Source organism: Mesorhizobium sp. M0830 (genome assembly GCF_040319965.1).
GTDB lineage: Bacteria > Pseudomonadota > Alphaproteobacteria > Rhizobiales > Rhizobiaceae > Mesorhizobium.
In genome coordinates this window covers 1-25,433 of record NZ_JAMYOR010000060.1, presented here as the reverse complement: position 1 = coordinate 25,433, position 25,433 = coordinate 1, and the positions used below count along the sequence as shown (strand labels likewise).

Annotated in this window: 25 protein-coding genes; 13 read left to right on the top strand and 12 right to left on the bottom strand. The window is 63.6% G+C overall.

Features of this window, described 5'->3' with window-relative positions; genetic code table 11:
* Positions 1-126: 126 nt before the first annotated feature.
* The 4 genes from NKI20_RS27040 to NKI20_RS27025 all read right to left on the bottom strand — a co-directional run bounded on the left by NKI20_RS27040 (position 127) and on the right by NKI20_RS27025 (position 4,765).
* Positions 127-1,230, bottom strand: coding sequence for an alcohol dehydrogenase family protein (locus tag NKI20_RS27040; RefSeq protein WP_352836136.1), 1,104 nt, complete (start codon positions 1,228-1,230; stop codon positions 127-129).
* An 8-nt stretch (positions 1,231-1,238) separates the two neighbouring features.
* Complete coding sequence (locus tag NKI20_RS27035) at positions 1,239-2,618, bottom strand: aspartate aminotransferase family protein (protein WP_352836133.1); 1,380 nt, start codon at positions 2,616-2,618, stop codon at positions 1,239-1,241.
* Between the two features lie 31 nt (positions 2,619-2,649).
* Positions 2,650-4,143 (bottom strand): NAD-dependent succinate-semialdehyde dehydrogenase, encoded by a 1,494-nt coding sequence (locus NKI20_RS27030; RefSeq protein ID WP_352836130.1) that lies wholly within the window; start codon positions 4,141-4,143, stop codon positions 2,650-2,652.
* A 133-nt stretch (positions 4,144-4,276) separates the two neighbouring features.
* Positions 4,277-4,765 (bottom strand): Lrp/AsnC family transcriptional regulator, encoded by a 489-nt coding sequence (locus NKI20_RS27025; protein ID WP_352836182.1) that lies wholly within the window; start codon positions 4,763-4,765, stop codon positions 4,277-4,279.
* A gap of 82 nt (positions 4,766-4,847) precedes the next feature.
* On the opposite strand from NKI20_RS27025, the gene ehuR reads away from it, so the two are divergent.
* From ehuR to NKI20_RS26970, 11 genes are all read left to right on the top strand, one after another.
* Positions 4,848-6,233 (top strand): MocR-like ectoine utilization transcription factor EhuR, encoded by a 1,386-nt coding sequence (gene ehuR, locus NKI20_RS27020; RefSeq protein WP_352836127.1) that lies wholly within the window; start codon positions 4,848-4,850, stop codon positions 6,231-6,233.
* A gap of 124 nt (positions 6,234-6,357) precedes the next feature.
* Complete coding sequence (gene ehuA, locus NKI20_RS27015; RefSeq protein ID WP_352836124.1) at positions 6,358-7,143, top strand: ectoine/hydroxyectoine ABC transporter ATP-binding protein EhuA; 786 nt, start codon at positions 6,358-6,360, stop codon at positions 7,141-7,143.
* 86 nt (positions 7,144-7,229) lie between these two features.
* Positions 7,230-8,081, top strand: a complete 852-nt coding sequence (gene ehuB, locus NKI20_RS27010; RefSeq protein ID WP_352836121.1) for an ectoine/hydroxyectoine ABC transporter substrate-binding protein EhuB — start codon at positions 7,230-7,232, stop codon at positions 8,079-8,081.
* A gap of 165 nt (positions 8,082-8,246) precedes the next feature.
* Positions 8,247-8,906 (top strand): ectoine/hydroxyectoine ABC transporter permease subunit EhuC, encoded by a 660-nt coding sequence (gene ehuC / locus NKI20_RS27005; protein ID WP_023756847.1) that lies wholly within the window; start codon positions 8,247-8,249, stop codon positions 8,904-8,906.
* 34 nt (positions 8,907-8,940) lie between these two features.
* Positions 8,941-9,600 carry an ectoine/hydroxyectoine ABC transporter permease subunit EhuD gene (ehuD, locus tag NKI20_RS27000; protein ID WP_023756846.1) on the top strand — a complete coding sequence of 220 codons (660 nt, stop codon included), beginning with the start codon at positions 8,941-8,943 and terminating at the stop codon, positions 9,598-9,600.
* 3 nt (positions 9,601-9,603) lie between these two features.
* Positions 9,604-10,380, top strand: coding sequence for an ectoine utilization protein EutA (gene eutA / locus NKI20_RS26995; RefSeq protein ID WP_352836116.1), 777 nt, complete (start codon positions 9,604-9,606; stop codon positions 10,378-10,380).
* A 4-nt stretch (positions 10,381-10,384) separates the two neighbouring features.
* Positions 10,385-11,377, top strand: a complete 993-nt coding sequence (gene eutB, locus NKI20_RS26990; RefSeq protein WP_352836114.1) for a hydroxyectoine utilization dehydratase EutB — start codon at positions 10,385-10,387, stop codon at positions 11,375-11,377.
* Positions 11,374-12,366, top strand: coding sequence for an ectoine utilization protein EutC (gene eutC, locus NKI20_RS26985; RefSeq protein WP_352836111.1), 993 nt, complete (start codon positions 11,374-11,376; stop codon positions 12,364-12,366). Before eutB ends, eutC begins: the two co-directional genes overlap by 4 nt.
* A gap of 116 nt (positions 12,367-12,482) precedes the next feature.
* Positions 12,483-13,673 carry an ectoine hydrolase DoeA gene (gene doeA, locus NKI20_RS26980; RefSeq protein WP_352836108.1) on the top strand — a complete coding sequence of 397 codons (1,191 nt, stop codon included), beginning with the start codon at positions 12,483-12,485 and terminating at the stop codon, positions 13,671-13,673.
* Between the two features lie 5 nt (positions 13,674-13,678).
* Complete coding sequence (doeB, locus tag NKI20_RS26975) at positions 13,679-14,677, top strand: N(2)-acetyl-L-2,4-diaminobutanoate deacetylase DoeB (protein ID WP_352836106.1); 999 nt, start codon at positions 13,679-13,681, stop codon at positions 14,675-14,677.
* 447 nt (positions 14,678-15,124) lie between these two features.
* A complete protein-coding gene (locus NKI20_RS26970; RefSeq protein ID WP_352836103.1) occupies positions 15,125-15,379 on the top strand; it encodes a hypothetical protein in 255 nt (84 codons plus the stop codon).
* A gap of 71 nt (positions 15,380-15,450) precedes the next feature.
* Here NKI20_RS26970 and NKI20_RS26965 read toward each other — a convergent pair whose 3' ends face one another.
* From NKI20_RS26965 to NKI20_RS26955, 3 genes are all read right to left on the bottom strand, one after another.
* A complete protein-coding gene (locus tag NKI20_RS26965; protein ID WP_352836100.1) occupies positions 15,451-16,569 on the bottom strand; it encodes a DmpA family aminopeptidase in 1,119 nt (372 codons plus the stop codon).
* A 4-nt stretch (positions 16,570-16,573) separates the two neighbouring features.
* Positions 16,574-18,205, bottom strand: coding sequence for an exodeoxyribonuclease VII large subunit (xseA, locus tag NKI20_RS26960; protein WP_352836098.1), 1,632 nt, complete (start codon positions 18,203-18,205; stop codon positions 16,574-16,576).
* A gap of 82 nt (positions 18,206-18,287) precedes the next feature.
* Positions 18,288-19,244, bottom strand: a complete 957-nt coding sequence (locus NKI20_RS26955) for a LysR substrate-binding domain-containing protein (protein ID WP_023756837.1) — start codon at positions 19,242-19,244, stop codon at positions 18,288-18,290.
* Between the two features lie 176 nt (positions 19,245-19,420).
* On the opposite strand from NKI20_RS26955, the gene NKI20_RS26950 reads away from it, so the two are divergent.
* Positions 19,421-19,711 (top strand): DUF1127 domain-containing protein, encoded by a 291-nt coding sequence (locus tag NKI20_RS26950; RefSeq protein ID WP_352836094.1) that lies wholly within the window; start codon positions 19,421-19,423, stop codon positions 19,709-19,711.
* Positions 19,712-19,880: 169 nt separating this feature from the next.
* On the opposite strand, the gene NKI20_RS26945 is transcribed toward NKI20_RS26950, so the two are convergent.
* From NKI20_RS26945 to NKI20_RS26930, 4 genes are all read right to left on the bottom strand, one after another.
* Positions 19,881-20,891 carry a DUF937 domain-containing protein gene (locus tag NKI20_RS26945; RefSeq protein ID WP_352836091.1) on the bottom strand — a complete coding sequence of 337 codons (1,011 nt, stop codon included), beginning with the start codon at positions 20,889-20,891 and terminating at the stop codon, positions 19,881-19,883.
* A 100-nt stretch (positions 20,892-20,991) separates the two neighbouring features.
* A complete protein-coding gene (locus NKI20_RS26940) occupies positions 20,992-22,365 on the bottom strand; it encodes a glutamate--cysteine ligase (protein WP_352836088.1) in 1,374 nt (457 codons plus the stop codon).
* Positions 22,366-22,625: 260 nt separating this feature from the next.
* Positions 22,626-23,360: a 16S rRNA (uracil(1498)-N(3))-methyltransferase gene (locus NKI20_RS26935; RefSeq protein WP_023756832.1), complete on the bottom strand. Its 735-nt coding sequence runs from the start codon at positions 23,358-23,360 to the stop codon at positions 22,626-22,628.
* A 31-nt stretch (positions 23,361-23,391) separates the two neighbouring features.
* The gene (locus NKI20_RS26930) at positions 23,392-24,039 is read right to left on the bottom strand and encodes a hypothetical protein (RefSeq protein WP_352836085.1); all 648 of its coding nucleotides are present in this window, start codon (positions 24,037-24,039) and stop codon (positions 23,392-23,394) included.
* Between the two features lie 88 nt (positions 24,040-24,127).
* Between NKI20_RS26930 and NKI20_RS26925 the strand changes: the two genes are divergently transcribed.
* Positions 24,128-24,826: a type 1 glutamine amidotransferase gene (locus tag NKI20_RS26925; RefSeq protein WP_352836083.1), complete on the top strand. Its 699-nt coding sequence runs from the start codon at positions 24,128-24,130 to the stop codon at positions 24,824-24,826.
* Positions 24,827-25,086: 260 nt separating this feature from the next.
* Here the strand turns inward: NKI20_RS26925 and NKI20_RS26920 are convergent.
* Positions 25,087-25,433, bottom strand: a 347-nt coding sequence (locus NKI20_RS26920) for a transposase (protein ID WP_352836080.1), incomplete at its 5' end; no start/stop codon positions are given.

Here is a 25,433-nt window from a genome sequence, read left to right as displayed (position 1 = left end):
GCCGCCTTCGCGCCCGGCCATTTTTCGTCCTGGTTTCGGACGGCCGAAACGGAATGCTGCAAAAGCCCGTCAAACACCCGTGTTGTGCTCATTTCCGCATCGAGGCAGTGTTGAGGCATCGGTTATTCAGCCAGCCGAGCCCCACACCGCATCCGGCACCACCACCAGCTTGCCGACGAAATCCTTGGCGACAAAATCCGCCTGCGCATGGTGGAAATCGGAGAGCTTGTAGACGCCGCCGACCAGCGGCCGGATTTTCTTCGCCTCGATGTACCCGACGATGCGGCGGAAATCCGCGCGCGTGCCCTGGCTCGAGCCGTGCAGCTGCAACTGCTTCAGGTACATGGTCCTAAGATCGAGCTGCACGACCGGACCGGCGATCGCGCCGGCGGTGGTATAGCGGCCTTCGGGCCGCAGGATACGCAACAGGTCATTGAAGATGGCGCCGCCAACGAGGTCGGCGACAACGTCGATCGGCTGGCCTCCGGTCGCCTCGTTCACGGCATGCGGCAGGTCGGCAACGCCACGCGTGATGACAGCCTCTGCGCCGATGTCGAGCACCGCCTGTTCCTTGCCCTTGCCGACGACGGCGTAGGGAATGGCGCCGCGCGCTCGCGCCAGCTGCACGATGCCGGAACCGACGCCGCCCGAGGCGCCGGTGACCAGCACGCGCTCGCCGGCCTTGAGCGCGGCGCGTTCCAGCATCTGTTCGCCGGTCAGATAGGCGCAGCAGAAGGTGGCGAGTTCGACATCTGTCATGTTCGTATCGACGACATGAGCATTCTCGGCCGGCACGGCCTGGTATTCGGCATAACCGCCGTCGCGGCCGTGGCCCATATAGTCGATGTCGGCGAGCGAATCGTCGTCGCGGTTGTAGATGGAGAAATCGACCATCACCCGTTCGCCGATACGGTCGGGCGAAACACCCTCGCCAACGGCGGCGATGGTGCCGACAGTGTCGGTGCCCTGAATGCGCGGGAAGCTCAGAGTGTTGCCCTGACGCCGCCAGGTCGACACCGCAGCCGCGTCCTCTTCCGTGCCATAGGCGCCCTGGCGCACCCAGACATCGGTATTGTTCATCCCGCAGGCGCTGACTTTCACCAGCACCTCACCAGGAGCAGGCAAGGGCACTTTGACATCGCCGCGGTAGACGAGTTTTTCCGGACCGCCGTGCCCGGTAAGCAGCACGGCAGCCATGGTGGCAGGGAGGGTCTTGGTCATGGCATTCATGGTCGATCTCAAAGATTGGCAAACACGCTCGTGACCGCATCGGCAGTCTTCGAAACGACGATATCGGCTTCCTCACGGGTCAGGCAGAGCGGCGGCGCGAAGCCCAGAATGTCGCCCTGCGGCATGGCGCGGCCGATGACGCCGCTTGCGGCAAGCGCTGTCGCCACTTGCGGTCCGATCTTGAGCGAAGCATCGAAGAACACCCTGTCGTCCTTGTCCGCGACGAACTCGACCGCCGCCAGCATGCCGTCGCCGCGCACCTCACCGACATGTTTGTGACCGCCGACCGCCTTCGCCAGCTCGGCGCGGAAATAGGCGCCGGTCTCGCGTGCATTGATCACAAGATCCATCTCGTCGATCAGTTCGAGATTGGCGACGCCGGCGGCAACACAGATCGGATGCGCCGAATAGGTCCAGCCATGGCCGAGCGAGCCGAGTTTGTCGGAGCCTTGCACCAGCACTTGCCACATCTTGTCGGCGACGATGACGCCTGACAGCGGCGCATAGGCCGAAGTCAGGCCCTTGGCGATGGTGATCAGGTCCGGCTTGATGCCGTAATGGTCGGAGCCGAACATGGTGCCCAGCCGGCCGAAGCCCGTGACCACCTCGTCGGCGACGAGCAGGACGTCGTACTTCTTCAGCACCGCCTGGATCTTTTCCCAGTAGCCCGCCGGCGGCGGCACGATGCCGCCGGTGCCGAGGATCGGCTCGCCGATGAAGGCGGCGACCGTTTCCGGCCCCTCAGCCAGGATCATCTCCTCGAGCTTGTCGGCGCAATGCTGCGAAAACTGCTCCTCGCTCATCGAACGGTCGGCGCGGCGGAAATAGTAGGGCGCCTCGGTGTGCAGGATCGGCGCGCGCGGCAGGTCGAAGGCGTTGTGGAACAGGTCGAGCCCGGTCAGCGATCCCGTCATCACGCCCGAGCCGTGATAGCCGCGCCAGCGCGAGATGATCTTCTTTTTCTCAGGCCGCCCGAGCACGTTGTTGTAGTACCAGATCAGCTTGATGTTGGTCTCGTTGGCATCCGAGCCCGAGAGGCCGAAATACACCCTCGACATGCCTTTCGGCGCGCGGTCGATGATCATCTTGGCGAGCGTGATCGAGGCCTCGGTGCCGTGCCCGACATAGGCATGGTAGTAGGCGAGGTTCTTAGCCTGGGCGGCGATGGCGTCGGCGATCTTCTGCCGGCCGTAGCCGACATTGACGCAATAGAGACCGGCGAAGGCATCGAGGCTCTTCTTGCCATTGTCGTCCCACACGGTGACGCCTTCACCGCCGGCCATGATGCGCGTCGGGCTCTCGCCGCGCGCATGCGTGCCCATATGGGTCGAGGGATGGAACAAGTGATCGCGATCCCAGGCGGCGAGTTCGTTGGACTGGTCGAGCATTTGTTGACTCCTTGAGGGATGGCCGGACGAATTACGAGATGTCCAGGCAGAGATACTTCAGATCGGTGAAGGCTTCGAGCCCGTGGCGCGAGCCTTCGCGGCCGATGCCGGATTGCTTGACGCCGCCGAAGGGTATCGGCGCGCCGGTGATCTTGACGCGGTTGATGGCGACCATGCCGTAGTCGAGCGCTCGGCCCATGCGCTGCTGGCGGGCGCCGTTCTCGGTCACGACATAAGCGACGAGGCCATATTCGGTGGCGTTGGCGCGGGCGATTACCTCGTCCTCGCTGTCGAACGGCGTCACGGCAGCAACCGGTCCAAACGTTTCCTCGCGCATGATCAGCGCCTCGTCCGCGACGTCTGCCAGCAGCGTCGGCTGGTAGAACAGTGGCCCGGTCTCATGGCGCTTGCCACCGGTGAGGCAGCGCGCGCCATGGGTCAGTGCGTCGGCGACCTGTTCCTCGACCTTCTTGACGGCGCGCTCATGCATCAGCGGCCCGATGTCGATTCCCTGAGCAAGGCCATTGCCGGTCCGCAACGTCTCGATGCGCCTGGCGAGGGCGGCGCAGAAGCGATCATAAATCGGACGCTGGACATAGATGCGGTTGGCGGCGAGGCAGTCCTGGCCCGATGTGGCGAATTTGGCGTCGATGGCGATGTTCACCGCCCTGTCGATATCAGCGTCGGCAAAGACGATCAGCGGCGCATGGCCGCCAAGCTCCATCACCAGCCGCTTCATGGTCGGCGCGCTCTGGGCGGCGATCAGCCTGCCGATTTCGGTCGACCCGGTGAAGCTCATGGCGCGAACGCGTGGGTCCTCGCACATCCGGCCAACGATGGTCGAAGCCTTGCCGGTGACGATGTTGAAGACACCTGCCGGCAAGCCGGCGCGCTCGCCAAGTTCGGCCAGCGCCAGCGCCGACAACGGTGTCTCCGAGGACGGATGCGCAACAATGGTGCAGCCGGCGGCAAGTGCTGCCGCTGCCTTGCGGGTCAGCATAGCCGCAGGAAAATTCCACGGCGTGACGACGCCGACGACACCGAGCGGTTCGCGCCGAACCATCATTTCGGCGTTCGGCAGATGGCTGGTGACGCTCTCGGCGTTCAGGCGTTTTGCTTCTTCCGCATACCATTCGACGAAGGACGCGGCATAGTCGATCTCGCCGAGCGACTCCTGCAGCGGCTTGCCCTGTTCCAGCGTCATCAGCAAAGCGAGGTCTTGCTTGGCGGCAATGATCAGCTCGAACCATTTTCGCAGGATTTTCGAGCGCTCCTGCGGCAACAGCGACCGCCAGGCCGGAAAGGCGTGCGCGGCGGCATCGATCGCCTTTGTCGTCTGCCGTGCATCTAGCGCGGCGACGAAAGCGACGGTCGTGCCGGTCGCCGGATCGGTGACCTCGAAGCTTTCAGCAGCCTCGCTTGCCGTCCAGTGGCCATCGACATAGGCGAGTTCACGCAGCAGCCGGCGGTCGGCGAGGCGATCGAGCGCTTCATGGCGATGCGAGCGGGCGAAATGCGCGGACATGGTCGAGGCCTCCCGGTTCGGACTGATGCGGGAAGACTATTCGTCCTGTGCAGACAGAGGGGCTGTTTGGATGCCCTGATGGAGAGAGTTTCTCTCTATTGTGCCGTCCCGGGAGACAATCTCTCCGAAACCGTCACTGCACCGGTAAGAGATCGGCCACCGGCAAAACGGTCTCGTCCTTCACCGTCTTGGTGACGATGTAGGTGAAGTAGCGGTCGATGCCGATCTCGCGGTCGAGCAAGCCATCCACCAGACGCTGATAGGCGTCGATGTCGCGCGCCATCACTTTCAGCACATAGTCTACGCCGCCGCCAACGGACCAGCAGGCGACGATCTCGGGAATGTCGCGGATGACGCGCTCGAAGCGGTCGAAATCGGCCTGGCGGTGGTTGGCCAGCGTCACCTCCATCAGCACGGTAGCGACGGGTGCGACGACGCGCATGGCGATCCTGGCGTGGTAGCCCGACACGATGCCGGCCTTTTCCAGCTTGCGCAGCCGCATCCAGCACGGAGTCGGCGACAGGCCGACCTGCTCGGCCAGTGCCAGCTTGGTGATGCGCCCGTCGCGCTGGATGGCGTCGAGGATTTTCAGGTCGATCGGGTCGAGTTTCGCGGCAGTCATCAGCATCCACTTTTCGTCGACTGCACCATGACGGCGCATTATTTCGATTGTCAATTGCACTGATTTCGATCTCTAATATGTCATGACATTGTGGCATCCCGATCCCAAGCTCATCCGGCGGCCAGCGTATCAGTCGCTTGCCGACCAGTTCGCGCGCGCCATTCATGACGGGCGCCTGGCCAATGGCGCGCGGCTGCCGACCCACCGCCGGCTGGCCGACGACCTCAAGCTTTCGGTGCAGACGGTCAGCCGCGCCTATGAGGAACTGATCCGGCGCGGTCTGATTTCGGGCGAGATCGGCCGCGGCAGCTTTGTCCAGACCCAGCGCCGCGAGCCGGAACCGCCCTATCTGCCGGAGCGGCTCGGCGAGGTCATCGATCTGTCGATCCTGAAGCCTGTCTGCGAGCCGATGCATCTGGAGCGGCTGAAGCAGGCCTTGGGTTGGCTGGCCGAGAATCTGCCGTCGAGTTCAGCACTTTCGTTCCGGCCCAACATGGTGTTTCCGCGCCACCGCGCGGTGGCGGTCGAATGGCTGAGATTGTGCGGGCTCGACACCTCCGCGCAGAACATCAGCCTGACCAACGGCGCCACCGCCGGCATGACCGTGGCGCTGATGAGCGTGGCGCCGCCCGGCTCGACGGTCGCCACCGAGGCGATCGGCCACCACACGCTGGTGCCCCTCGCCCGCTATCTCGGCTTCAACCTCGAAGGCCTGCCGATCGACGACAATGGCCTTATTCCGGAGGCGCTTGACGAGGCGTGCCGGCTTTCCGACATTCGGGCCGTCTTCGTGCAGCCCTCAGTGATCAATCCGACGGCGACGCTGATGGACGCGCGACGGCGCGAAGAAATCGCCGCCGTCGCGCGCAAGCACGACATCGCCATCATCGAGAACGATGTGCTCGGTCCCCTGGTAGAAGACCGGCCGCCGCCGGTTGCCGCCTTTGCGCCGGAGCGCACGCTTTACGTCACCTCCTTTACCAAGATCGTGGTGCCTGGCCTGCGCATCGGCTATCTCGCCGCGCCCGATCGCTATGTCGCCGCCGTCGCCAACCGGCATCTGGTCTCGAACTGGATGGCGACGCCGCTGGTGGCCGAGATCGCCACCAAATGGGTCACCGACGGCACCGCGATGGAGCTTGTCCACTGGCAGCGCGCGGCGCTGCGGCGGCGGCTGGATATAGCGGCGGAGGTGCTGGCCGGGGTCGACTATCGCGCCCGGCGCGATGGGCTGCATGTCTGGCTGCAACTGCCGGCCAACCGCGCCGAGGAGAGCTTTGTCGCCCAGGCCCGGCTGCAGGGCGTGGCGATTGCGCCGGGCACATCCTTCCGCATCTCGGATGCGCCCTGGCATCCGGCAGTGCGCATCTCGCTGGGCTCGACCACCGAAGGGGAACTGCGCGCCGGCCTGGGCGTTGTCATCAAGCTTTTGCTTGGCGATCCGGAACATCTGTTGCTCGCCATCTAGGCCGCAAGTGCTCGGAAATTGTGCGGAATTAGAATAATTGTCATGGTATTATTTTCCCAATTGACATGATTTGGCGCGTTCCGCATCGTTAAGAGCCTAGACCTCTCCAGGACGGGGAACCGCATTGCCCACGCCCATCATCAACATCGACGCCATTTCCAAAAGCTTCGGCACTTTCAAGGTGCTGGACGGCCTGTCGATGCAGGTCATGCCTGGCGAGAAGCTGGGGCTGATCGGCCCGTCGGGCTCGGGCAAGACAACGATCCTGCGCATCCTGATGACGTTGGAGCGCATCGATGGCGGTCATATCCAGATCGACGGCGAGCAGCTCTACCACGTGGAGCGCAACGGCCAGTTGCTGCCCGCCGATGAGCGGCACCTGACGAGGATGCGCCAGAAAATCGGCATGGTCTTTCAGCTGTTCAACCTGTTTCCGCACAAATGCGTCATGGACAATGTCACGTTGGCGCCGATGCTGACCAAGGGCACGCCGCGCGCCGCCGCCGAAAAGCGGGCGATGGAACTGCTCGAAATGGTCGGCATGGCCGACAAAGCCAAGAACATGCCGGCGCAGTTGTCCGGCGGACAGAAGCAACGCGTCGCGATCGCCCGGGCACTCGCGCTGTCGCCGAAGATCATGCTGTTCGACGAGGTGACGTCGGCTCTCGATCCGGAGCTGGTCGAGGAGGTGATGAACGTCATGCGCAAGCTCGCCGCCGAGACCGACATGACCATGCTGCTCGTCACCCACGAGATGGGTTTTGCCCATGATTTCGCCGACCGGGTGCTGTTCTTCGATCGCGGCAAGATTGTTGAGGAAGGCAAGCCCGACGAGATTTTCCGCAATCCCAAGCAGGAGCGTACGCAAGGCTTCCTGAAGAAGATCATCGCGGCCGGACATCGCGTCTGACCGCAATGCCAAGGGCGGCGTAGCCGTTCCTCAGGCGGCAACGCCGCCCGTACAAAAGCAGGACAAGGAACAAGGAGTTGGGAACAATGAAGAAATTTGGCATTCTGGCCGGCGTCGCCGGTCTTGCGCTAACCGCGGTGATGGCAGCCTCGACCACCGGTTCGGCCGACGACAGCAAGCTCGAGCAACTCAAGACGCAGGGTTTTGCCCGCGTCGCCATCGCCAACGAGCCGCCCTATACGGCCGTCGCTGCCGACGGCAAGGTCTCGGGCGCGGCGCCCGATGTGGCGCGCGAGATCTTCAAGCGCCTCGGCGTTGCCGACATCGTCGCCTCGATCTCGGAGTATGGCGCCATGATCCCCGGCTTGCAGGCCGGGCGCTTCGACGTCGTCACCGCTGGCCTGTTCATGAAACCGGAGCGCTGCGCCGCCGTTGCCTACTCTGAACCGGTGCTGTGCGACGCCGAAGCGATGCTGGTGAAGAAGGGCAATCCGAAGGGTTTCAAGAGCTACGAGGATGTTGCCAAGGACGCGACCGCCACCATCGGCGCGCCCGGCGGCGGCACAGAAGAGAAGCTGGCGCTCAATGCCGGCGTGCCACGCGAGCGTGTCATCGTCGTGCCTGACGGCCAGAGCGGCGTGAAGATGTTGCAGGATGGCCGTATCGACGTCTACTCGCTGCCTGTTCTGTCGATCAACGACCTGGTCAAAAAGGCCAATGATCCAAACCTCCAAGTCATCGCGCCAGTGCAGGGCGCGCCGGTCTATTGCGACGGTGCCGCCTTCAAGAAGGGCGACGAGGCGCTGCGCGATGCCTTCGACGTCGAACTGGCCAAGCTGAAGACATCGGGCGAGTTCGCCAAGATCATCGAGCCCTACGGATTCTCGGCGGCGGCCGCGATGTCGACGACACGCGACAAGCTCTGCGCGGCGAAATAGGCGCGCCTTTTTGCGCTTCTCCCCGTTTACGGGAGAAGGTGTCACGAAGTGACGGATGAGGCGCGGCGCCTACCTCTGAGAGTTCAGCGTCGCCCCTCATCTGCCTGCCGGCATCTTCTCCCCGTGAACGGGGAGAAGGAGCTAAACCTAACGTTGGAACCCTCGATGACCCAATGGTCCGGCTATTTCGGCCTGATATTGCAGGGAGCGCTTGTCACCATCGAGCTGACGCTGATGGGATCGGTGCTTGCCCTGTTCATGGCCTTTCTTGCCGGAATGGGACGGCTGTCGCGCTTCTTCATTCTGCGCGCGCTGGCCACCGCCTATATCGAATTCTTCCGCGGCACCTCGATTTTCGTGCAGTTGTTCTGGGCCTATTTCGTGCTGCCCTTCATCGGTATTTCGTTGACGCCGCTGCAGGCCGGCGTGCTGGCGCTTGGCCTCAATGTCGGTGCCTACGCCGCCGAAGTGGTGCGTGGCGCCATCCAGTCGATCGGCCGCGAACAGTACGAGGCCTGTACCGCGCTCAATCTTGGCCGCTGGCAAGGTATGCGTCACGTCATCCTGCCGCAGGCGCTGCTGGTGATGCTGCCGACCTTCGGCAACAACGCCATCGAATTGCTCAAGGCGACCGCCGTCGTGTCGCTGATCTCGCTTGCCGACCTGACCTTCCAGGCGCAGGTGGTGCGCTCGCAGACCGGTAACACCATGGTGCCGTTCACCACCATCCTGTTCATCTATTTCATTCTGGCGCTGCTCATCTCATGGGGCGTGCGCTCGCTGGAGCGCCGCATGGCGCGCGGCCTCGATGGGGTGCGCGTCTGATGGCCAATGCCCTTCTGATAAATTGGGCCTGCTGATGGAATGGGATTGGAATTTCGTCTGGCAAATCATGCCGACTCTGATCCAGGGGGTGAAGATCACCATCCTGGCGACGCTGCTCGGCTCGGTGCTGGCGGCGATCGTCGGGCTGGGCATCGCGCTGGCGCGCCGCTCGCCCAACAAGGCGTTGTCTCGCACGGTCGGCTTCCTGGCCGAGTTCATTCGCGGCACGCCGTTGCTGGTGCAGCTCTATTTCATCTTCTACGTGCTGCCCGATATCGGCATCCTGTTACCGCCGTTGGTGGCCGGTGTCATCGGGCTCGGGCTCCACTACGGCACCTACACGGCGGAAGTCTATCGCGCCGGCATCGACAATGTGCCGCGCGGCCAGTGGGAGGCCGCCAAGGCGTGCAATCTGAGCGCCGGGCAGACCTGGACCCACATCATCATTCCGCAGGCCATTCCGCCGATGATCCCGGCGCTGGCCAATTATTTCATCGCCATGTTCAAGGAAACGCCGCTGCTGTCGGCGATCACCGTGCTTGAGCTGATGAACCAGGCGAAAAGCGTCGCCAACACCTATTATCGCTATATCGAGCCAATCACGCTGGTCGGTGCCTTCTTCCTCGTCATCAGTCTGTTTTCGGTGGTGCTGTTGCGCTGGCTGGAACGCCGCTACGGCAAAATCGAGAGGTAGTTCGTGAAACTCCTGCCCGAGATCAAGGTCTATCAGAAGCGGCCAGCGCTGGATGCCCGCCCGCTTGAGCGGCGCGTCGGCCTGATTATCCTGGCCACCGATCACACCAGCGAGCCGGATTTTCGCCGCATGGTGGCGAGCGAACGGATCGGCGTCTATGTCGCGCGCATTCCCTACGCCAACCCGACGACACCGGAAAATCTGCGCAAGATGCAGCCGGCGCTGACGGCAGGCGCGGCCCTGATCCTGCCCGACGAACCGCTCGATGCGATCTGCTATTCCTGCACGTCGGCCTCGGTGGTGATCGGCGATGCCGAGATCGAGGCCGCGGTCCAGGCCGCCAAACCCGCCGTACCAGTCGTCACGCCGCCGATGGCCGGCGTACGAGGGCTGCGTGCGCTGGGTGCACGCAAGATCAGCATTCTCACGCCTTACACGGTCGAGACATCCAGGCCGATGGCCGCCTATTTCGCCGCGCAAGGGTTCGACATCGCCAGCTTCACCTGTCTCGGGTTCGAGGACGATCGCGAGATGGCGCGCATCGCCCCGGCAAAGCTTGTCGATCTCGCGCGTGAGGCGACGGAAGCCAGCGCCGATGCCCTGTTCGTGTCCTGCACGGCGCTGCGCGCTGCACTCGCCGTCACCGGCATGGAAAAGGCGATTGGCCGTCCCGTAGTGACCAGCAACCAGGCGACAGCCTGGAATTGTTTGCGGCTCTGCGGCGACGAGACAGCCCATCCCGAATTCGGCCGTCTGATGACGCTGCCACTCGGACAGTAAGACAATGACGCGCGCCATCGCCCTAGCGGACATCCGTATCGCCCGTGAGCGTATCGCCAACAAGATCGAGCGCACGCCAACAGTTTTGTCCCATAGCCTTTCGGAACGCTGCGGCGTGCCGGTTTACCTCAAGCTCGAACATCGCCAAACCACGGGCAGCTTCAAACTGCGTGGCGCATCCAATGCTGTCGCTTCGCTGAACGCTGACGAGAAGGCGCGGGGCGTGGTCGCGGCCTCGACCGGCAATCATGGTCGGGCGCTGGCGCACGCGGCAAAGCTCGAAGGCCTGCGTGCGGTGATCTGCATGTCGCGGCTGGTGCCGGGCAACAAGCTCGACGAAATCCGCCGGCTTGGCGCGGAGGTCCGCATTGTCGGCAACAGCCAGGACGATGCCCAGCAGGAGGTCGAGCGACTGGTCGCGCAGGAAGGGCTGGTCATGCTGCCCCCCTTCGACCATCCTTCCATCATTGCCGGGCAAGGCACGCTCGGGTTGGAGATGATCGAGCAGGTTCCGGATGCTGCTCTCGTTCTGGTCCAGCTCTCCGGCGGCGGGCTCGCCTCCGGCGTTGCCGCAGCCATCAAAGGCGTCAGCCCCGGGACAAAAATCATCGGTGTCTCGATGGCGCGTGGAGCGGCGATGAAGGCCAGCCTCGATGCCGGCCACCCGGTGCTGGTGGAAGAATTGCCAACGCTGGCGGATTCGCTCGGCGGCGGCATCGGCCTCGACAACCGGCTGACCTTCGCCATGTGCCGCGATCTGCTCGACGATGTCATCCTGCTAAGCGAGGACGAGATCGCCGCCGGCATCCGCCACGCCTATGCGCAGGAGCGCGAGATCGTCGAGGGCGCCGGCGCGGTCGGGATCGCCGCGCTGCTCGCGGGAAAGGTCGGAGCGAATGGACCGGTGGTCGTGCTTCTCTCCGGCCGCAATATCGACATGAATGCGCACCGCAGGATCGTCTGCGAGGCGCCATTGTTGAAGGAGGATGCCGTATGAGCCGGATGACGATCCTTACCGAAGCCGAATTGCGCTCGATCGTGACGCTGGATCACGATGCGGTCGCCTGCGTCGAAAATGCCTTCCGCGCGCTCGCCACTCTGCCGGTGGCGATGCCGCCGATCCTGCGGCTCGACATTCCCGAGCATCGTGGAGAGGTCGATGTGAAGACCGCCTATGTGCCAGGTATTGACGGCTTTGCCATCAAGATCAGCCCCGGCTTCTTCGACAACCCCAAGCTTGGCCTGCCCAGCGTCAACGGCATGATGGTGCTGCTGTCGTCGAAAACCGGTTTGGTCGAAGCGCTGCTGCTCGACAATGGCTATCTCACCGATGTCCGCACGGCTGCCGCCGGCGCGGTCGCGGCCAAACATCTGTCGCGGCCGGACTCCTCAGTGGCAGCGATCTTTGGCGCCGGTGTGCAGGCGGGCCTTCAACTCGAAGCACTCATGCTGGTGCGGCCGATCGCTGAGGCACGCATCTGGGCGCGGGATTCCGTCAAGGCTGAGACGACTGCTGGCGCGCTGCGCGAAAAGCTCGGCATCGCCGTGTACGTCGAACCCGATCCCGCAAACGCGGTTGCCGGCGCCGACATAATCGTCACCACCACGCCGTCGACCGAGCCGCTGATCAAGGCGGGGTTTGTTTCCGCGGGTCAGCACGTCACTGCGATGGGCTCTGACGCCGAGCACAAGAACGAGATTGCGCCGGCAATCCTGCGCATGGCCGATCTCTACGTCGCCGACAGCGCCAGCCAGACAAGGCGGCTGGGTGAACTGCATCATGCCATCGCGGCGGGTGTGTTGGCTGGAGACGCAGAGGTGACCGAACTCGGCCAGATCGTCGCCGGCGCAAAACACGGCCGGCGTTCGCCCGGCGACATCACCATTGCCGACCTGACCGGCACCGGCGTGCAGGATACGGCGATCGCCACGCTTGCGCGCGACCGCGCGAGGGCGGCCAAATCCGGAACCATTTTCGAAAGCTGATGCTGGCCGCAAGAGCATGATCCGAAGAGATCATGCTCAAACAAGAAAACTGACTGGAGCCAGATTCAACGAAGTTGAAGCGGGTTCCGAGGCCCAACAAACGAGGACCAAGAACAATGCAGCCGAACCTGAAATTCTCGCGAGGCGAATATGCGGATCGCCTCGCCAAGACGCGGAAAGCTATGGAGGCCAAGGGCGTCGATCTCCTGATCGTCAGCGATCCCTCCAACATGGCCTGGCTGACCGGCTATGATGGCTGGTCGTTCTATGTACACCAGGCCGTCATCGTGCCGCCCTCGGGCGAGCCCGTGTGGTACGGCCGCGGCCAGGACGCCAATGGCGCCAAGCGCACCGCCTATCTCGCGCATGACAACATCGTCGGCTATGCCGATCACTATGTGCAGTCGACAGAGCGCCACCCGATGGATTTTCTGTCCAGCGTGCTTGCCGATCGCGGCTGGGGCAAGCTCAACATCGGCGTCGAGATGGACAATTACTGGTTTTCGGCCGCCGCCTTCGCATCGCTGCAGAAGCATCTGCCTAACGCCCGCTTCGTCGATGCCACCGCGCTGGTCAACTGGCAGCGCGCGGTCAAGAGCCCGACCGAGATCGACTTGATGCGCAAGGCTGCCCGCATCGTCGAGGCGATGCATCAGCGCATCGTCGACAAGATCGAGGTCGGCATGCGCAAATGCGATCTCGTTGCCGAGATCTATGATGCCGGCACGCGCGGTGTCGACGGCCCAGAGGGGCGAATTGGCGGCGACTATCCGGCGATCGTGCCGTTGCTGCCGTCGGGCGCCGACGCTTCGGCGCCGCACCTGACCTGGGATGACAAGCCGATGCGGCGAGGCGAGGGCACCTTCTTCGAGATAGCGGGCTGCTACAACAGGTATCACTGCCCGCTGTCGCGCACCGTCTTCCTCGGCAAGCCGACACAGGAATTCCTCGATGCCGAGAAGGCGACGCTGGAAGGCATGGAAGCGGGTCTGGCGGCAGCCAAGCCCGGCAACACGTGTGAAGATATCGCCAATGGCTTCTTCAGCGTGCTGAAGAAATACGGCATCGTCAAGGATAACCGCACCGGCTACCCGATCGGTCTGTCCTATCCGCCGGACTGGGGCGAACGCACGATGAGCCTGCGTCCTGGCGACCGTACCGAGCTCAAGCCCGGCATGACCTTCCATTTCATGACCGGCCTGTGGTTGGAAACGATGGGACTGGAGATCACCGAGTCCATCCTGATCACCGAAACCGGTGTAGAGTGCCTGGCCAACGTGCCGCGCAAACTCGTGGTGAAGGATTGAACCCGATGTCGAGTCTACGCCCATCACCGATCGCGCCGACGGTGGATTTCGACCATGACGGCGTCCAGCATGGTTTCCTGCGCCTGCCCTACAGCCGAGACGACTCGGCCTGGGGCTCGGTGATGATCCCGATCTGCGTCATCCGCAACGGCAAGGGGCCGGCGGCACTGCTGACCGGCGGCAACCATGGCGATGAGTATGAGGGGCCGCTGGCGCTTTACGACCTCGCCCGCACGCTCGATCCCAAGCATGTCAGCGGCACCGTGATCATCGTGCCAGCGATGAATTATCCGGCCTTCCGCGCCGGCACGCGGACGTCGCCGATCGACAAGGGCAATATGAACCGCAGTTTCCCCGGCCGGCCGGACGGCACGGTGACCGAGAAGATCGCCGACTATTTTCAACGTGAGTTGCTGCCTCGCGCCGACATCGTGTTCGATTTCCATTCCGGCGGCAGGACGCTGGACTTCGTGCCGTTCTGCGCCGCGCATACTTTGCCGGACAAGGCACTGGAGCAGAAAGCCTTCGAGGCGGTTGCGGCATTTTCCGCGCCGTTTTCGATGCGCATGATCGAGATTGATTCAGTCGGCATGTACGACACGGCAGCCGAAGAGATGGGCAAGGTTTTTGTCAGCACCGAACTTGGTGGCGGCGGGACCTCGCGTGCGCAAACCGTACGGATCGCGCGGCGCGGTATTCTCAATGTGCTGCGTCATACCGGCATCGTGGCCGGAGCGGTCGAGAAGGGTCCGACGCAGTGGCTCGACATGCCGTCGGGCGATTGTTTTTCGTTCGCCGAGGAAGACGGCATGATCGAAACCATGGTCGATCTTGGCGAGCCGGTCGAAGAAGGCGCGGTGCTTGCCCGCATCCATTCCACCGGTCGCACCGGCATAGCCCCCCAGGAAATCCTGGCAAAAATGTCGGGCATGTTGGCGGCGCGGCATTTCCCCGGCCTGGTCAAGGCCGGCGACTGCGCGGCGGTCGTGGCTGTGCACGTCTGAAGCTTGAACCTGCGGCAAATGTTGTCCATCCTGGCTTGTTTCCGCCCTTCGGCGCGGCGGAAAGAAGCAGGATGGCGAGCGGAGTCGACATTGCCCGAGGATGCCACTATATAGCGGCGGCTTCGACCCGCGCGCCTGAGGGCAGCGACCTCGAAGCGACTGTAAATGTGTTGTGAGTTGCGCCATCTATTGTGACGAAAATCGGCTCGGAAACCGGAAAAAAGCAAATAGAAACAGTGGCGCAACGCTGGGCGTGACCCAGCCTCGGTACCGACCCCTCCAGAATCAGAAAATGTTCTTGACCCTTCGATTTCCTATGGCTCTGTGGACGTTGGACGGCATCGGCTTGCCGAGTGACCGCGACTCGGCTGGAATGGGGACATGCATCCTTTGCGGGGTGCCGACGTTTATGATTACCAACCGGCTTTGCCGCAAGGGAACAGCAGTATGAGTGAACATGCGATCGAGTTCTTGCAGGAATGGATCGGTGAGAAGGTCCACTGCCAGCCTTCCGAGGCCCGGATCGAGAAGCAGGCCGAGACACTGGCCAAGGAATGCGCCGCCAAGGCGGCCGAAGTCGGCATACCCCTGGAAGATATCCAGGAGGAAGTCGGCGACATCAAGGAACTCATCGCCTCCAGGCTCGAGGAAGCGGCCGAGGCCGACGAGCGCCAGCAGGCGTCCAGCAAAGCAGCGGAATGATCAAATAGGGGCGACCCCCCGCATGAAACACGCGGGCTTGCTTGGCCGCGTTTTCGTTTCAACGATCAATTTCAGCCAAATTTTTCTTTCAGCCACGCCTTCGGCAGCGCCGGCACGAAATTGCCGTCGCGTCCGCTCATGTCGTCATTGGCGACCAGCGCGTTGAGGATCGCTTCCTCCACGGCCTGGATCACCGCGTCGAAAAACGGATCGATGTCTGTGTCAGGGATGAAGTCGGCACTGGCGATGCTGCCTGACGGTGCCAGAGCCGCTGCGGGATTAGCGGTCGAGAAGGCGATAAAAATGTCGCCTGAACTGTGATAGCCGAAGCCGCCGGTCATGGCGACGCCGAGCGGCACGCGGCGTGCCAGTCGCTTCATCTGGTGCGGCAGGAACGGCGCATCGGTGGCGATGACGGCTATGATCGAGCCCTTTTCGGCGCGCGGCGCCCCTTCGCGGATCGCCGGTTCGACGAGTTCCAGCCCGGCACGCAGACCACGAATGGTAAAATTGTGTCGCTTGCCGAAATTCGACTGCACGAAGGCGCCGACGGCGTAGCCATGGCCTTGCCATTCGACGACGCGCGACGCGGTCCCTGAACCTGCCTTGAAGCCGAAGGTGATCATACCGGTGCCGCCGCCGACGCTGCCTTCCTCGATCGGTCCGCCGGTCGCACCGTCAAGAGCCTGGGCGACGTGCTCAAAAGTCAAATGGTGGCCGTTGATATCGTTGAGGAAGCCGTCATAGGTCTCCGCCGCTACCGGCAGGCCCCAGGCGCTGTCGAGCGCCGGCGGCAGCACGCTTTGCATCCAGCGCAGCGTGCCGTCGCGTGAGACACCGCAGGAATGCGTGTTGGTGATGGTGATCGGGAAGTTGAAAGCGCCGGTTTCCTCGACGATGTGCGAGCCGGTTAGTTCGCCATTGCCGTTCTGGCTGAAGATGCCGGCGAAGACCGGCGTGGCAAGATCGGCACGCGGCCTGGGCAGGATGGCGGTCACGCCGGTGCGCACCGGACCCTGGCCGACGACGAGCGCGCCGTCGCCGGAAATCAGCGTCGCGTAACCGACCGCTACGCCGGGCACATCGGTGATCGCGTTGAACGGGCCGGGCGTCCCGTCGAAGACGATGCCAAGACTTCGCGCGCGGGGTTTGCCTGAAGGCGTTGCCAGGTGGTTCGGATTGTCGGTCATGGCATCAGAACAGCGATCCCTGATTGCCTGATACTTTGGCCTTGGCTGCTGGTTTGGCCACCGCTTTCGGTTTTGCCGTGCCGCTGGTTGCAATCGCATCGGCGGTGCCGTCCGCGAACTCAAGCGAAAGCGCCATTCCCGACGCTACCTCAGATGCTTGCTTGATCACCGCTCCGTCGGCGTCCTTCACCAAGGCGAAGCCGCGCGCCAGAACCGCCTTGTGCGACAGCGTCGCCATCAGCCTTTCGGCTTGTACCACGCGGCCGCGCAGGCGCTCCAGCCTGAGCCCCACGGCTTGCGTACCGCGTCTTGTTAAAGCTGTCAGCAAATCCCTCTGCACGCGTTGCCGCCGCGCTGTGGGATCGATCGTGATGCGGCCTTGCAGCAAAGCCAGTTGCTGCCTGTGCCGCTGCAGCGATGCCCTGGCGCATTTCGGCAACTGGTCCGCCGCACGATTTAATTCCGCACGCCGGGCTCTTGCCAACGCACGTAGCGCCACTTGTGCCCGCAAAAGATTGCGCTCATTGGAGCGCCGCACCTCGGCAATGCGCTGGGACAGCATCGCCGGTGTCAGCTTTACAGCGAAGAACCGTGCCCGCTTTCGTTCGGTGGAGACCATCAGGCCGCGGCCGAGCCTAGATGTCGCATCATCGAGGCGCCGCCGCGGCAGCGCCAGCAATTGATCGGGCGAGGGGAGAGCACGGGCGGCCGCACGGGCGGCCTGCCGCTTGCGTTCGAAATTGCGCAGGACCGCAGCCTTGAGCCGCGCACCGAGGCTGGCAAGCGTGGCTTCAAGGTCCGCCTTAACCGGCACTGCAATCTCGGCCGCACCGGTCGGGGTCGGTGCCCGCACATCCGCGACGAGGTCGATCAGCGTCCAGTCGGTCTCGTGGCCGACAGCCGAAATAACCGGTATCGCGGAGGCGGCAACGGCACGGGCGAGCGCCTCGTCATTAAAGCCCCAGAGGTCTTCGAGGCTGCCGCCGCCGCGCGCCACGATCAGCAGATCGGGGCGCAGGATGGCGCCGTCCCATGCCAGCGCGTTGAAGCCGTTGACCGCCGCAGTCACTTCCGCGCCTGACGTTTCGCCCTGCACGCGCACCGGCCAGACCAGGATATGCAGCGGAAACCGGTCCTTGATACGGTGAATGATATCGCGGATGACGGACCCTGTCGGCGAGGTGACGACGCCGATGACGCGCGGCATGAACGGCAGCAACCGCTTGCGGCCGGTGTCGAACAGGCCCTCGGCCTGCAGCCGCCGTTTGCGCTCTTCCAGCAGCGCCATCAGCGCGCCCGCACCGGCCGGCTCCAGATTGTCGATGACGATCTGGTAATTGGACTTGCCGGGATAGGTGGTGAGCTTGCCGGTGGCGATCACCTCCATCCCCTCTTCGGGGCGGAACTTCAGCCGGCTCATCGTGCCCTTCCACACCACGGCGTCGAGCCGGGCGCGGTCGTCCTTCAGCGCGAAATAGGCATGACCGGAGGAATGCGGCCCGCGATAGCCCGAGATTTCGCCGCGCACACGCACATTGCCGAACACGTCCTCGACCGTGCGCTTCAGCGCGCCGGAAATCTCGCTCACCGTGTATTCGGTGGCGTTTGTGCGTGATTCGGATGATGCGTCGCTCATCGGCCGATTGGGGGACGGTTGGGCGCCCGCGTCAAGGTGGCCGCTCTCGGCCAGGCGTTCATAACCCGCATGCCTGACCCGCCTACCAGCCGGGCAGGATCTGGTTCGGCTTGCTTCGCCGCAGCTTCGTGAAGGCGAGCGCCGCGAAATCGAATGTCCCGGTGTCCTCGCTGAGCGGCACGGAAATATTGTCGAGGCTTTCCGAAATATGGCGGGCGAGCGCGTCGACGATCTCGGGTCGCGACGTCTGGCCGCGCATGATGCCGATGCGGCAATCGGGCAGGGCGCCGAAGCCGTCGGCCTCACCCAGTACTCGCATGCCGGGCCGCAGCGCGCATTCCGGCAGCACCGAGATTGCCAGGCCTGAAAGCACCGCGGCGGTGATGACGGTGGCCGAGAAGCTGGTGAACAGGATGCGATAATCGCGGTTCTGCTGGTCGAGCACATCGACTGCAGCGCGCCGCCAGATGCAGTTCGGCCGGCCAAAGGCCATCGGCAGCGTCTCCTGTTCATGCGTTGCATGGTTGGCCGAGGTGACCCACAGCAGCGGTTCGCGCCGCACCACCTCCGACTGGCCGCGAACGTCGTTGTGCGTCACCAGCGCCAGGTCGAGATTGCCGCGCTTGATATGCTCGACAAGCCCCGGTGTCGGCTCGCAGATGACAGTCAGTTCGACGCGCGGATTGGAGCGCGTGAACCGCGCCATGATTTCCGGAAGGAAACGGTCGGCATAATCGTCCGGCGTGCCGATGCGGATCGTGCCTTCGAGCCGCCGATCATCAAAAGCGGCGAGCGTCTCGCGGTTGAGATAGAGCAGCCGGCGCGCGTAGGACAGCAGCTTGTCGCCTTCCTCGGTCAGTCTGTTGGTGCGCCCGTCTTTCTCGAACAGCGGCTTGCCGATCCGCTCTTCCAGCCGGCGCATCTGCATCGACACCGCCGACTGCGTCCGATGCACCTCTTCGGCCGCTCTGGTGAAGCTGCCGGTGTCGGCAATCGAGATGAAGGTCTGCAACTGATCGAGATCGAGAGGCGATTTCATCGACATGATCCATCACTAGTGTTGATGCCTAAGATTAGAAACATTCGTTGGATTAATCAATCGCATCATGTCAAATTCGCATTGTCCACATGAAAGCATGTGAATTGGGACCGGAACCGCCGCTGTTGTCAGCGCCGATTGCTAGCCTTGCTCGTTCGAGTCTGAAGGAGACCGACATGACCACGTTTGATTTCGCCACCGAGACCTCGCGCACCACCTCGCGTCCGGCCGTTGCGACGCGCGTGGCAAACACCATTTCCAACGTCTACCGCGCCTGGAAAAACCGCCGCGCCTTCTATCGCCTGGGCGAGATGTCGGATGCCGAGCTCGCCGATATCGGCCTGACGCGCGCCGACCTGCATGTCGCCATCGACGTGCCGTTTGGCCGCGACCCGACGGCGATGTTGCGCGAAATCGCCAGCGATCGCATCGAGACGATCGAGGATTTCGCCCGCAAGGTCGCTTGATCGGCTGCTTGTTGTTCAGGTTGCTTTGAACCTTTTAGAGGTTCGGCGCGACTGAAAAGTATGCAGGCCCCACTCCCTGCCGGATCCCCGCCGGCCCGCCTGCACTCTGCCCGGTCCTCCCAGGACCGGGCTTTTCTTTTCTTGGTTTGGGATGGCGTTTGTTGTCGACCTACCGCCGGTCCATGTCGCGCTTGAACTGGTCGAAGATCGTTTCCACGCCCTTCTGGTAGTCGTCACGCTGCTGGGCGCCGGTCTCGAACATCTTGCCGAACAGGTCGTCGAACGGATTCCTTGGCCGGCCGCTCGGATTGGCCTGTGGTGGCGACGCCTGACGCTGCTGTGGGGGCGCTTGAGGCTGCTGCGGCGCCGGCTGGCCGCCCGGGATGCCGAAGCCGCCTCCGCCCTGCCGCAACATCTCCTCGAAGATTTTTCCCAGCGGGTTGTCGCCGTAGGGGCTTTGCGTCTGCTGCGGCTGCGCGCGGCTTTGCGGCTGAGGTGCGCCGCCGCCGAACATGTCCTGCAGCACCTTGCCAAGCGGATTGTCGCCATAGGGATTGGGTGCCGGCTGCGGCTGGCTCTGCGGCTGTGGCGCCCCGCCGCCGAACATGTCCTGCAAAACCTTGCCGAGCGGGTTATCCATCGGGTTCTGGGGCTGCGGCGCCGGGGCCTGCATGCCGCCACCTTGCCGCATCATCTGCTCGATTATCTCGCCGAGCGGATTGTTGCCGCCGCCGCCAAAACCGCCGGCGGCCCGCATCTGGTTTGTCGTCTGCTTGAACAACCCGCCCATGACCATCGAGGCGATCGCCGGCAGCATCTGCTGCAGGATCTGCTGACTGACGCCGCTCGCTTGCGCCGCCTGGCTGGCGACGGCGCGCGATAGATCCTTCGAGCCGAACAAATGTCCGAGAATGCCGTTGCCCTCATCGACGCCCTGCGGCGAGAAGGCTCTGGTTGCGTCCTCGAAATACTTGGCGTGCTGGCCGCTGGCCATCGCCGTCATGAAGGCGCCGAGCCCATAGGGGTCGGCGGTGTTGCGTTGCAGCCCCTGCGAAAAGGCCGGCAGCAATGCGGCAACCGCCGCTTGCGTCTGCTGCATCGAAAGCCCGTATTGCTGGGCAAGGGCCTGCATGCCGTTGCCGTTCTGGGCCTGCGTCAGCATGTCGAACAAGGTAGGCATCGGCGTCTCCTCCGGAAATCCTCGCCGAAGAAGCCTAGTTTGTTTCGACTTCCGATTGAAGCGGCTTTTGCCGATCGATCGGCTGCGTCATATCCGAGGCCTAATAGGCGTATTCCATGAAAACCGGCTCGATCGAGCCGCCCCAGCGCGTGTGATAGGCTGACAGCATCTCCTCGGCGCTGGTTGTGCCGCGGGCGACGACCTCGTCCAAAGTGTTGAGGAAGGAGGTCTCGTCATAGCCGTCGCGGTTCTTCTTGCCGCGGTTCTTCAGCCCCATGCGCGAGATGACCAGCACGTCGCGAGCGATTTCGCGCAGCGTGGCGTTGCGGAAGGGCGCGGAAATGCCTTGTTCCGGCACCGCGTTGCGCATCCCCAGCGTTTCTTCATAGGTCCAACTGGAAGTCAGCGCTTCGGCGGCGTCCAGCGCTGCCTCATCATAGAGAAGCCCCACCCAGAAGGCCGGCAATGCGCAGATGCGCCGCCACGGCCCGCCGTCGGCGCCGCGCATCTCGAGGAAGCGCTTCAGCCGCACGTCCGGAAACAGCGTCGACAGATGGTTTGCCCAGTCGCCCATTGTCGGCAGCCCGTCCGGCACTTCATTGCGCGCGGCCCCGGCCATGAACTGGCGGAAGGTGATGTGCGTCATGTCGTGATAGTGGTCGTCGCGGATGACGAAATACATCGGCACGTCGAGCGCCCATTCGACATAGTCGGCGAAACCGAAATCGGGTGAGAAGCAGAATTCGAGCAGGCCCGAGCGCTGGTTGTCGGTGTCGCGCCAGATGTCGCCGCGCCAGCTTTGCAAGCCGTTCGGGTGACTTTCGGTGAAAGGCGAATTGGCGAACAATGCCGTCGACAGCGGCTGCAGCTTCAGCGACACCTGCATCTTGCGGCGCATGTCTGCCTCGCTCTCGAAGTCGAGATTCACCTGGATCGTGCAGGTGCGGTACATCATGTCGAGGCCCTTGGTGCCGACTTTGGGCATGTAGCGCGTCATGATCTCGTAGCGCGATTTCGGCATTTTCGGCGTCTCGGCCAGCGACCATTTCGGGCTGCCGCCGAGGCCAAGAAAGCGGATGCCCATCGGCTCGGCGATCTCGCGCACCTGCGCCAGATGGGCATTGCCCTCGCGGCAGGTCTGGTGGATCGTCTCCAGCGGCGCGCCGGACAGCTCGAACTGGCCGCCGGGTTCCAGCGAAATCGCACCCTGGCCGGTCGGTTCGACAAGGCCGATGATGCGGCCATCATCGATGATCGGATCCCAGCCGAGTTTTGACTGCATGCCTTCGAGGATGGCGCGGATGCCGCGCTCGCCGCCATAGGGCACAGGCGCGTTGCCGTCGACATAGAAGGGGAATTTCTCGTGCTCGGTGCCGATGCGCCACTTGTCGCGCGGCTTGTTGCCTTCGGCCAGATGCTCGACGAGTTCGTCGACACCTTCGATCGGGCGGAAATCGGTTGTATCGCGCGCCATTTGTAAGCCCTCAGCACATGACCGCGAAAATCTGCTTTCGATTTTCGGAAGGACCATGAACCCAATGAAATGCTACAGCGTCCTTTGTGTGTCCGAAAGGACGCGTGGCGCTATAGGACGATCGGACGATCGCCGGCGCTAAATGGACGAAATGTCAGCAGACGAGCAAGCGAAAAATCCTGAGCCACAGGTGAACAGGAATTGAACGGTGACGACGGTTCTTCCTTCTCCCACAAGGGGGGAGAAGGGAAGGGGGTCGCTCACCAGTCTCCAACCGTCGCCTGCATCACCGCGAGTGCGGCCACTGCGGCCGTATCGGCGCGCAGGATGCGCGGTCCGAGTGGAATGGCGGTGACGAAGGGCAGGGCGCGCAGCATCTTGCGCTCGTCGTCGGAAAAACCGCCCTCCGGCCCGACCAGCAGGCCATGCTTCTTTTCCTTGACCGCCTGCAGCGCGGGCAGCGGATTGTTGGTCGAGGCATCCTCGTCGCAGAAGATCAGCCGCCGTTCCTTGTCCCAACCGGTCAGCAAACGCTCGAATTTTTCCGCTTCGAGCACTTGAGGCACCGCCAGGATGCCGCATTGTTCGGCGGCTTCGACGACATTGGCGCGCAGGCGATCGATCGAAGGCTTGGCCACTTGCGTGTGCTGGGTGATGACCGGCTGCAGGATGCCGGCGCCCATCTCGACCGCCTTCTGCACGAGATAGTCGAGGCGGCCCTGCTTCAGCGGCGCAAAGCAGTAGATAAGGTCGGGCAGCGGCGGCTGCGGCCGTTGCAGCACGGACACTTTCAGCCGCACCGCCCTTTTTGTCTTCGCCGCAATGGCCGCCGACCATTCGCCGTCGCGGCCGTTGAATACCAGGATTTCGGCACCTTCGCCGAGCCGCAGCACGTGCAGGAGATAATGGCTTTGCTGTTGACCGGCCTCAAATTCGATGTCTGGCCGCAGATCGTCGGGCACGAAGAGACGTTGCATCTTGTAGTTGGCGCGCATTGGCGAGGAATGAGCGAGCCGGCCGCCGGCGTCAAGCCTCTGCCGACGGATGCCACACGGGTCGAAAGCCTTGCCGCAGCACGGCAAGCGTCGTGGCCGGTGTCAGCCGCGAGAGCGTCTTGCCTTCGAGCAGGGCGAAATCGGCGGGTGGGCCATATCCGCCAAAAGACCAACGCAGTACCTTGCCGCCGCGCAAGGCATAAGCGTCGCCGCCATCCGCAACCAGGGCGCCGTCCGGCAGGCCGGCAAGCTCCTCAAAGGCCACCATCGCCAGCCGGCCGCCCGACGCCAGCCGCTCCTTGTGCAACCGCTTGTCGATCATCGGCGCGCGCGGCTCGGCAATGCCGAAAGCTTCGCCGTAGCGACCGACGAAATCTTTGGCCCGTTCGCGCTGGCAAAAGAAACAGGGGCGATGCCCGGCCGCCAGTGCCGTCACCTCGTCGAGGAAGAACAGCTCGGTCCACCCCGCTCTGCCGCCCTCCCGGTTGCGGCCCATCGGCTCGCGCCGCACATTGCGGAATTGGCAGACGCAGATGATCCAGGCCTGAAGCGCCCAGCGCTTCTTCAACAGCGTCTTCGTCTCGGGATCGTGGATGATGCCGCGATTGCCGGTGAACAGCCCGCGCTCGGGTACGGCGTGGATGACACCGAACGGATCGACCCGGTTCTGCAGTGGCATAGTTCTCTCCCGCAATACCCATCTTGGCTGCAATACAGACGGCATGATATCGCTCGTCGCATCATTTTCATGTCAGCAGGGTTTTGCGATGCGGGTGCTGGTGGTCCAGAACTACGACAATACCGGCCTTGGTCAGGTTGGCGCCGCGCTTGCGGAGGCGGGCGCCGATCTCGATCTGCGTCTCCCCTACAAGGGCGACACCCTTCCGGATGACGCGGCCGGGCATGATGCCATGGTGGTCCTCGGCGGTGGCCAGAATGCGCTGGCCGATGACGAGTACCCCTATTTCCCGGCACTGCTCCAACTGACCCGCGATTTCGCCGACAAGAATCGCGCCGTGCTCGGCATCTGCCTCGGCGGCCAGCTCGTTGCCCGTGCCTTCGGCGGCGAGAACCGCATCGGCGGCGCCAACGAGTTCGGCTGGCGCGGCGTGTCGCTGACGCTGGACGCCAAGGCCGATCCGGTGCTGGGCGCGCTGCCGGAACAATTCCCGATCTTCCAGTGGCATGACGACACCTTCGTGCTGCCGGAGAACGCCGTGCGGCTAGCCGGCAACGATGTCGCCGAGAACCAGGCGTTTCGAGTCGGCCGCGCGGTCTACGGCTTCCAGTTCCATTTCGAGGCCGACCGCCCCATGGTCAAGGACTGGAGCACGTCCTTTGCCCCGATCATCGCCGCGCGCCACCCCGATTGGGCCGGCACGCTCGACGGCGAAATGGCCCGCAACGGGCCTGATGCGGACGCTGCCGGCCTCGCCATCGCCCGCGCCTGGGTGGCGACGATCTGAGCATCCGTCCCTCAGGGCCTCGCCGCGTGACATAATTGGCACGCGGTGGCGAAACCGTTGGGGAAAACCGCTTTCATCCTTGGCTTGTGTCCGCCCGCTATCCTAGCCCGGATATCTCACACAGTCTTTCGGCGCGAGGCTGGCGGCAGCGATTTTGCAGGCGCTTGAGCTGCGGGCAAGGGATGTCGGCCGCTTGGAGCGGGTTGGTGTGGTTCGGCGCTGGTTCCTTGGCTGTTGGCGGGAGGGTGGATCGGGGCCGCTCAGGCGACGGCTGCTGATAATCGGGCATAGGTCAGGGCCCATTCGCGCTGGAAGGGACAGGCGGAGTTCATGGCCAGCTTGATGCGGCGCACCGAGACGCTGACCAGGGCGCCAATCTTGAACAACTTGAGACGGATGGTGGCGCAGCTTGCCCTGGCGAGCCGTGTGTCCACCAGGCCGATGCGGCGCAACGCGCAGATCAGCACATAGGCCATCGAGGCGAACCAGAGCCTGAGCTGGTTGGCGCGCAGGGTGGCGGCAGAGGTGCGGTCGGCAAACAGGTCGAGCTGGCATTCCTTGATGCGGTTCTCCATCTCGCCGCGGGCGCAGTAGAGGTCCTCGTAGA

Bases quoted from the DNA above. Each gene is read 5' to 3' on its own strand.
- NKI20_RS27040 (WP_352836136.1), bottom strand. From the start codon at position 1,230: ATGAATGCCATGACCAAGACCCTCCCTGCCACCATGGCTGCCGTGCTG.
- NKI20_RS27035 (WP_352836133.1), bottom strand. From the start codon at position 2,618: ATGCTCGACCAGTCCAACGAACTCGCCGCCTGGGATCGCGATCACTTG.
- NKI20_RS27030 (WP_352836130.1), bottom strand. From the start codon at position 4,143: ATGTCCGCGCATTTCGCCCGCTCGCATCGCCATGAAGCGCTCGATCGC.
- NKI20_RS27025 (WP_352836182.1), bottom strand. From the start codon at position 4,765: ATGACTGCCGCGAAACTCGACCCGATCGACCTGAAAATCCTCGACGCC.
- ehuR (WP_352836127.1), top strand. From the start codon at position 4,848: ATGACATTGTGGCATCCCGATCCCAAGCTCATCCGGCGGCCAGCGTAT.
- ehuB (WP_352836121.1), top strand. From the start codon at position 7,230: ATGAAGAAATTTGGCATTCTGGCCGGCGTCGCCGGTCTTGCGCTAACC.
- ehuC (WP_023756847.1), top strand. From the start codon at position 8,247: ATGACCCAATGGTCCGGCTATTTCGGCCTGATATTGCAGGGAGCGCTT.
- ehuD (WP_023756846.1), top strand. From the start codon at position 8,941: ATGGAATGGGATTGGAATTTCGTCTGGCAAATCATGCCGACTCTGATC.
- eutB (WP_352836114.1), top strand. From the start codon at position 10,385: ATGACGCGCGCCATCGCCCTAGCGGACATCCGTATCGCCCGTGAGCGT.
- eutC (WP_352836111.1), top strand. From the start codon at position 11,374: ATGAGCCGGATGACGATCCTTACCGAAGCCGAATTGCGCTCGATCGTG.
- doeA (WP_352836108.1), top strand. From the start codon at position 12,483: ATGCAGCCGAACCTGAAATTCTCGCGAGGCGAATATGCGGATCGCCTC.
- doeB (WP_352836106.1), top strand. From the start codon at position 13,679: ATGTCGAGTCTACGCCCATCACCGATCGCGCCGACGGTGGATTTCGAC.
- NKI20_RS26970 (WP_352836103.1), top strand. From the start codon at position 15,125: ATGAGTGAACATGCGATCGAGTTCTTGCAGGAATGGATCGGTGAGAAG.
- NKI20_RS26965 (WP_352836100.1), bottom strand. From the start codon at position 16,569: ATGACCGACAATCCGAACCACCTGGCAACGCCTTCAGGCAAACCCCGC.
- xseA (WP_352836098.1), bottom strand. From the start codon at position 18,205: ATGAGCGACGCATCATCCGAATCACGCACAAACGCCACCGAATACACG.
- NKI20_RS26955 (WP_023756837.1), bottom strand. From the start codon at position 19,244: ATGAAATCGCCTCTCGATCTCGATCAGTTGCAGACCTTCATCTCGATT.
- NKI20_RS26950 (WP_352836094.1), top strand. From the start codon at position 19,421: ATGACCACGTTTGATTTCGCCACCGAGACCTCGCGCACCACCTCGCGT.
- NKI20_RS26945 (WP_352836091.1), bottom strand. From the start codon at position 20,891: ATGCCTACCTTGTTCGACATGCTGACGCAGGCCCAGAACGGCAACGGC.
- NKI20_RS26940 (WP_352836088.1), bottom strand. From the start codon at position 22,365: ATGGCGCGCGATACAACCGATTTCCGCCCGATCGAAGGTGTCGACGAA.
- NKI20_RS26935 (WP_023756832.1), bottom strand. From the start codon at position 23,360: ATGCGCGCCAACTACAAGATGCAACGTCTCTTCGTGCCCGACGATCTG.
- NKI20_RS26930 (WP_352836085.1), bottom strand. From the start codon at position 24,039: ATGCCACTGCAGAACCGGGTCGATCCGTTCGGTGTCATCCACGCCGTA.
- NKI20_RS26925 (WP_352836083.1), top strand. From the start codon at position 24,128: ATGCGGGTGCTGGTGGTCCAGAACTACGACAATACCGGCCTTGGTCAG.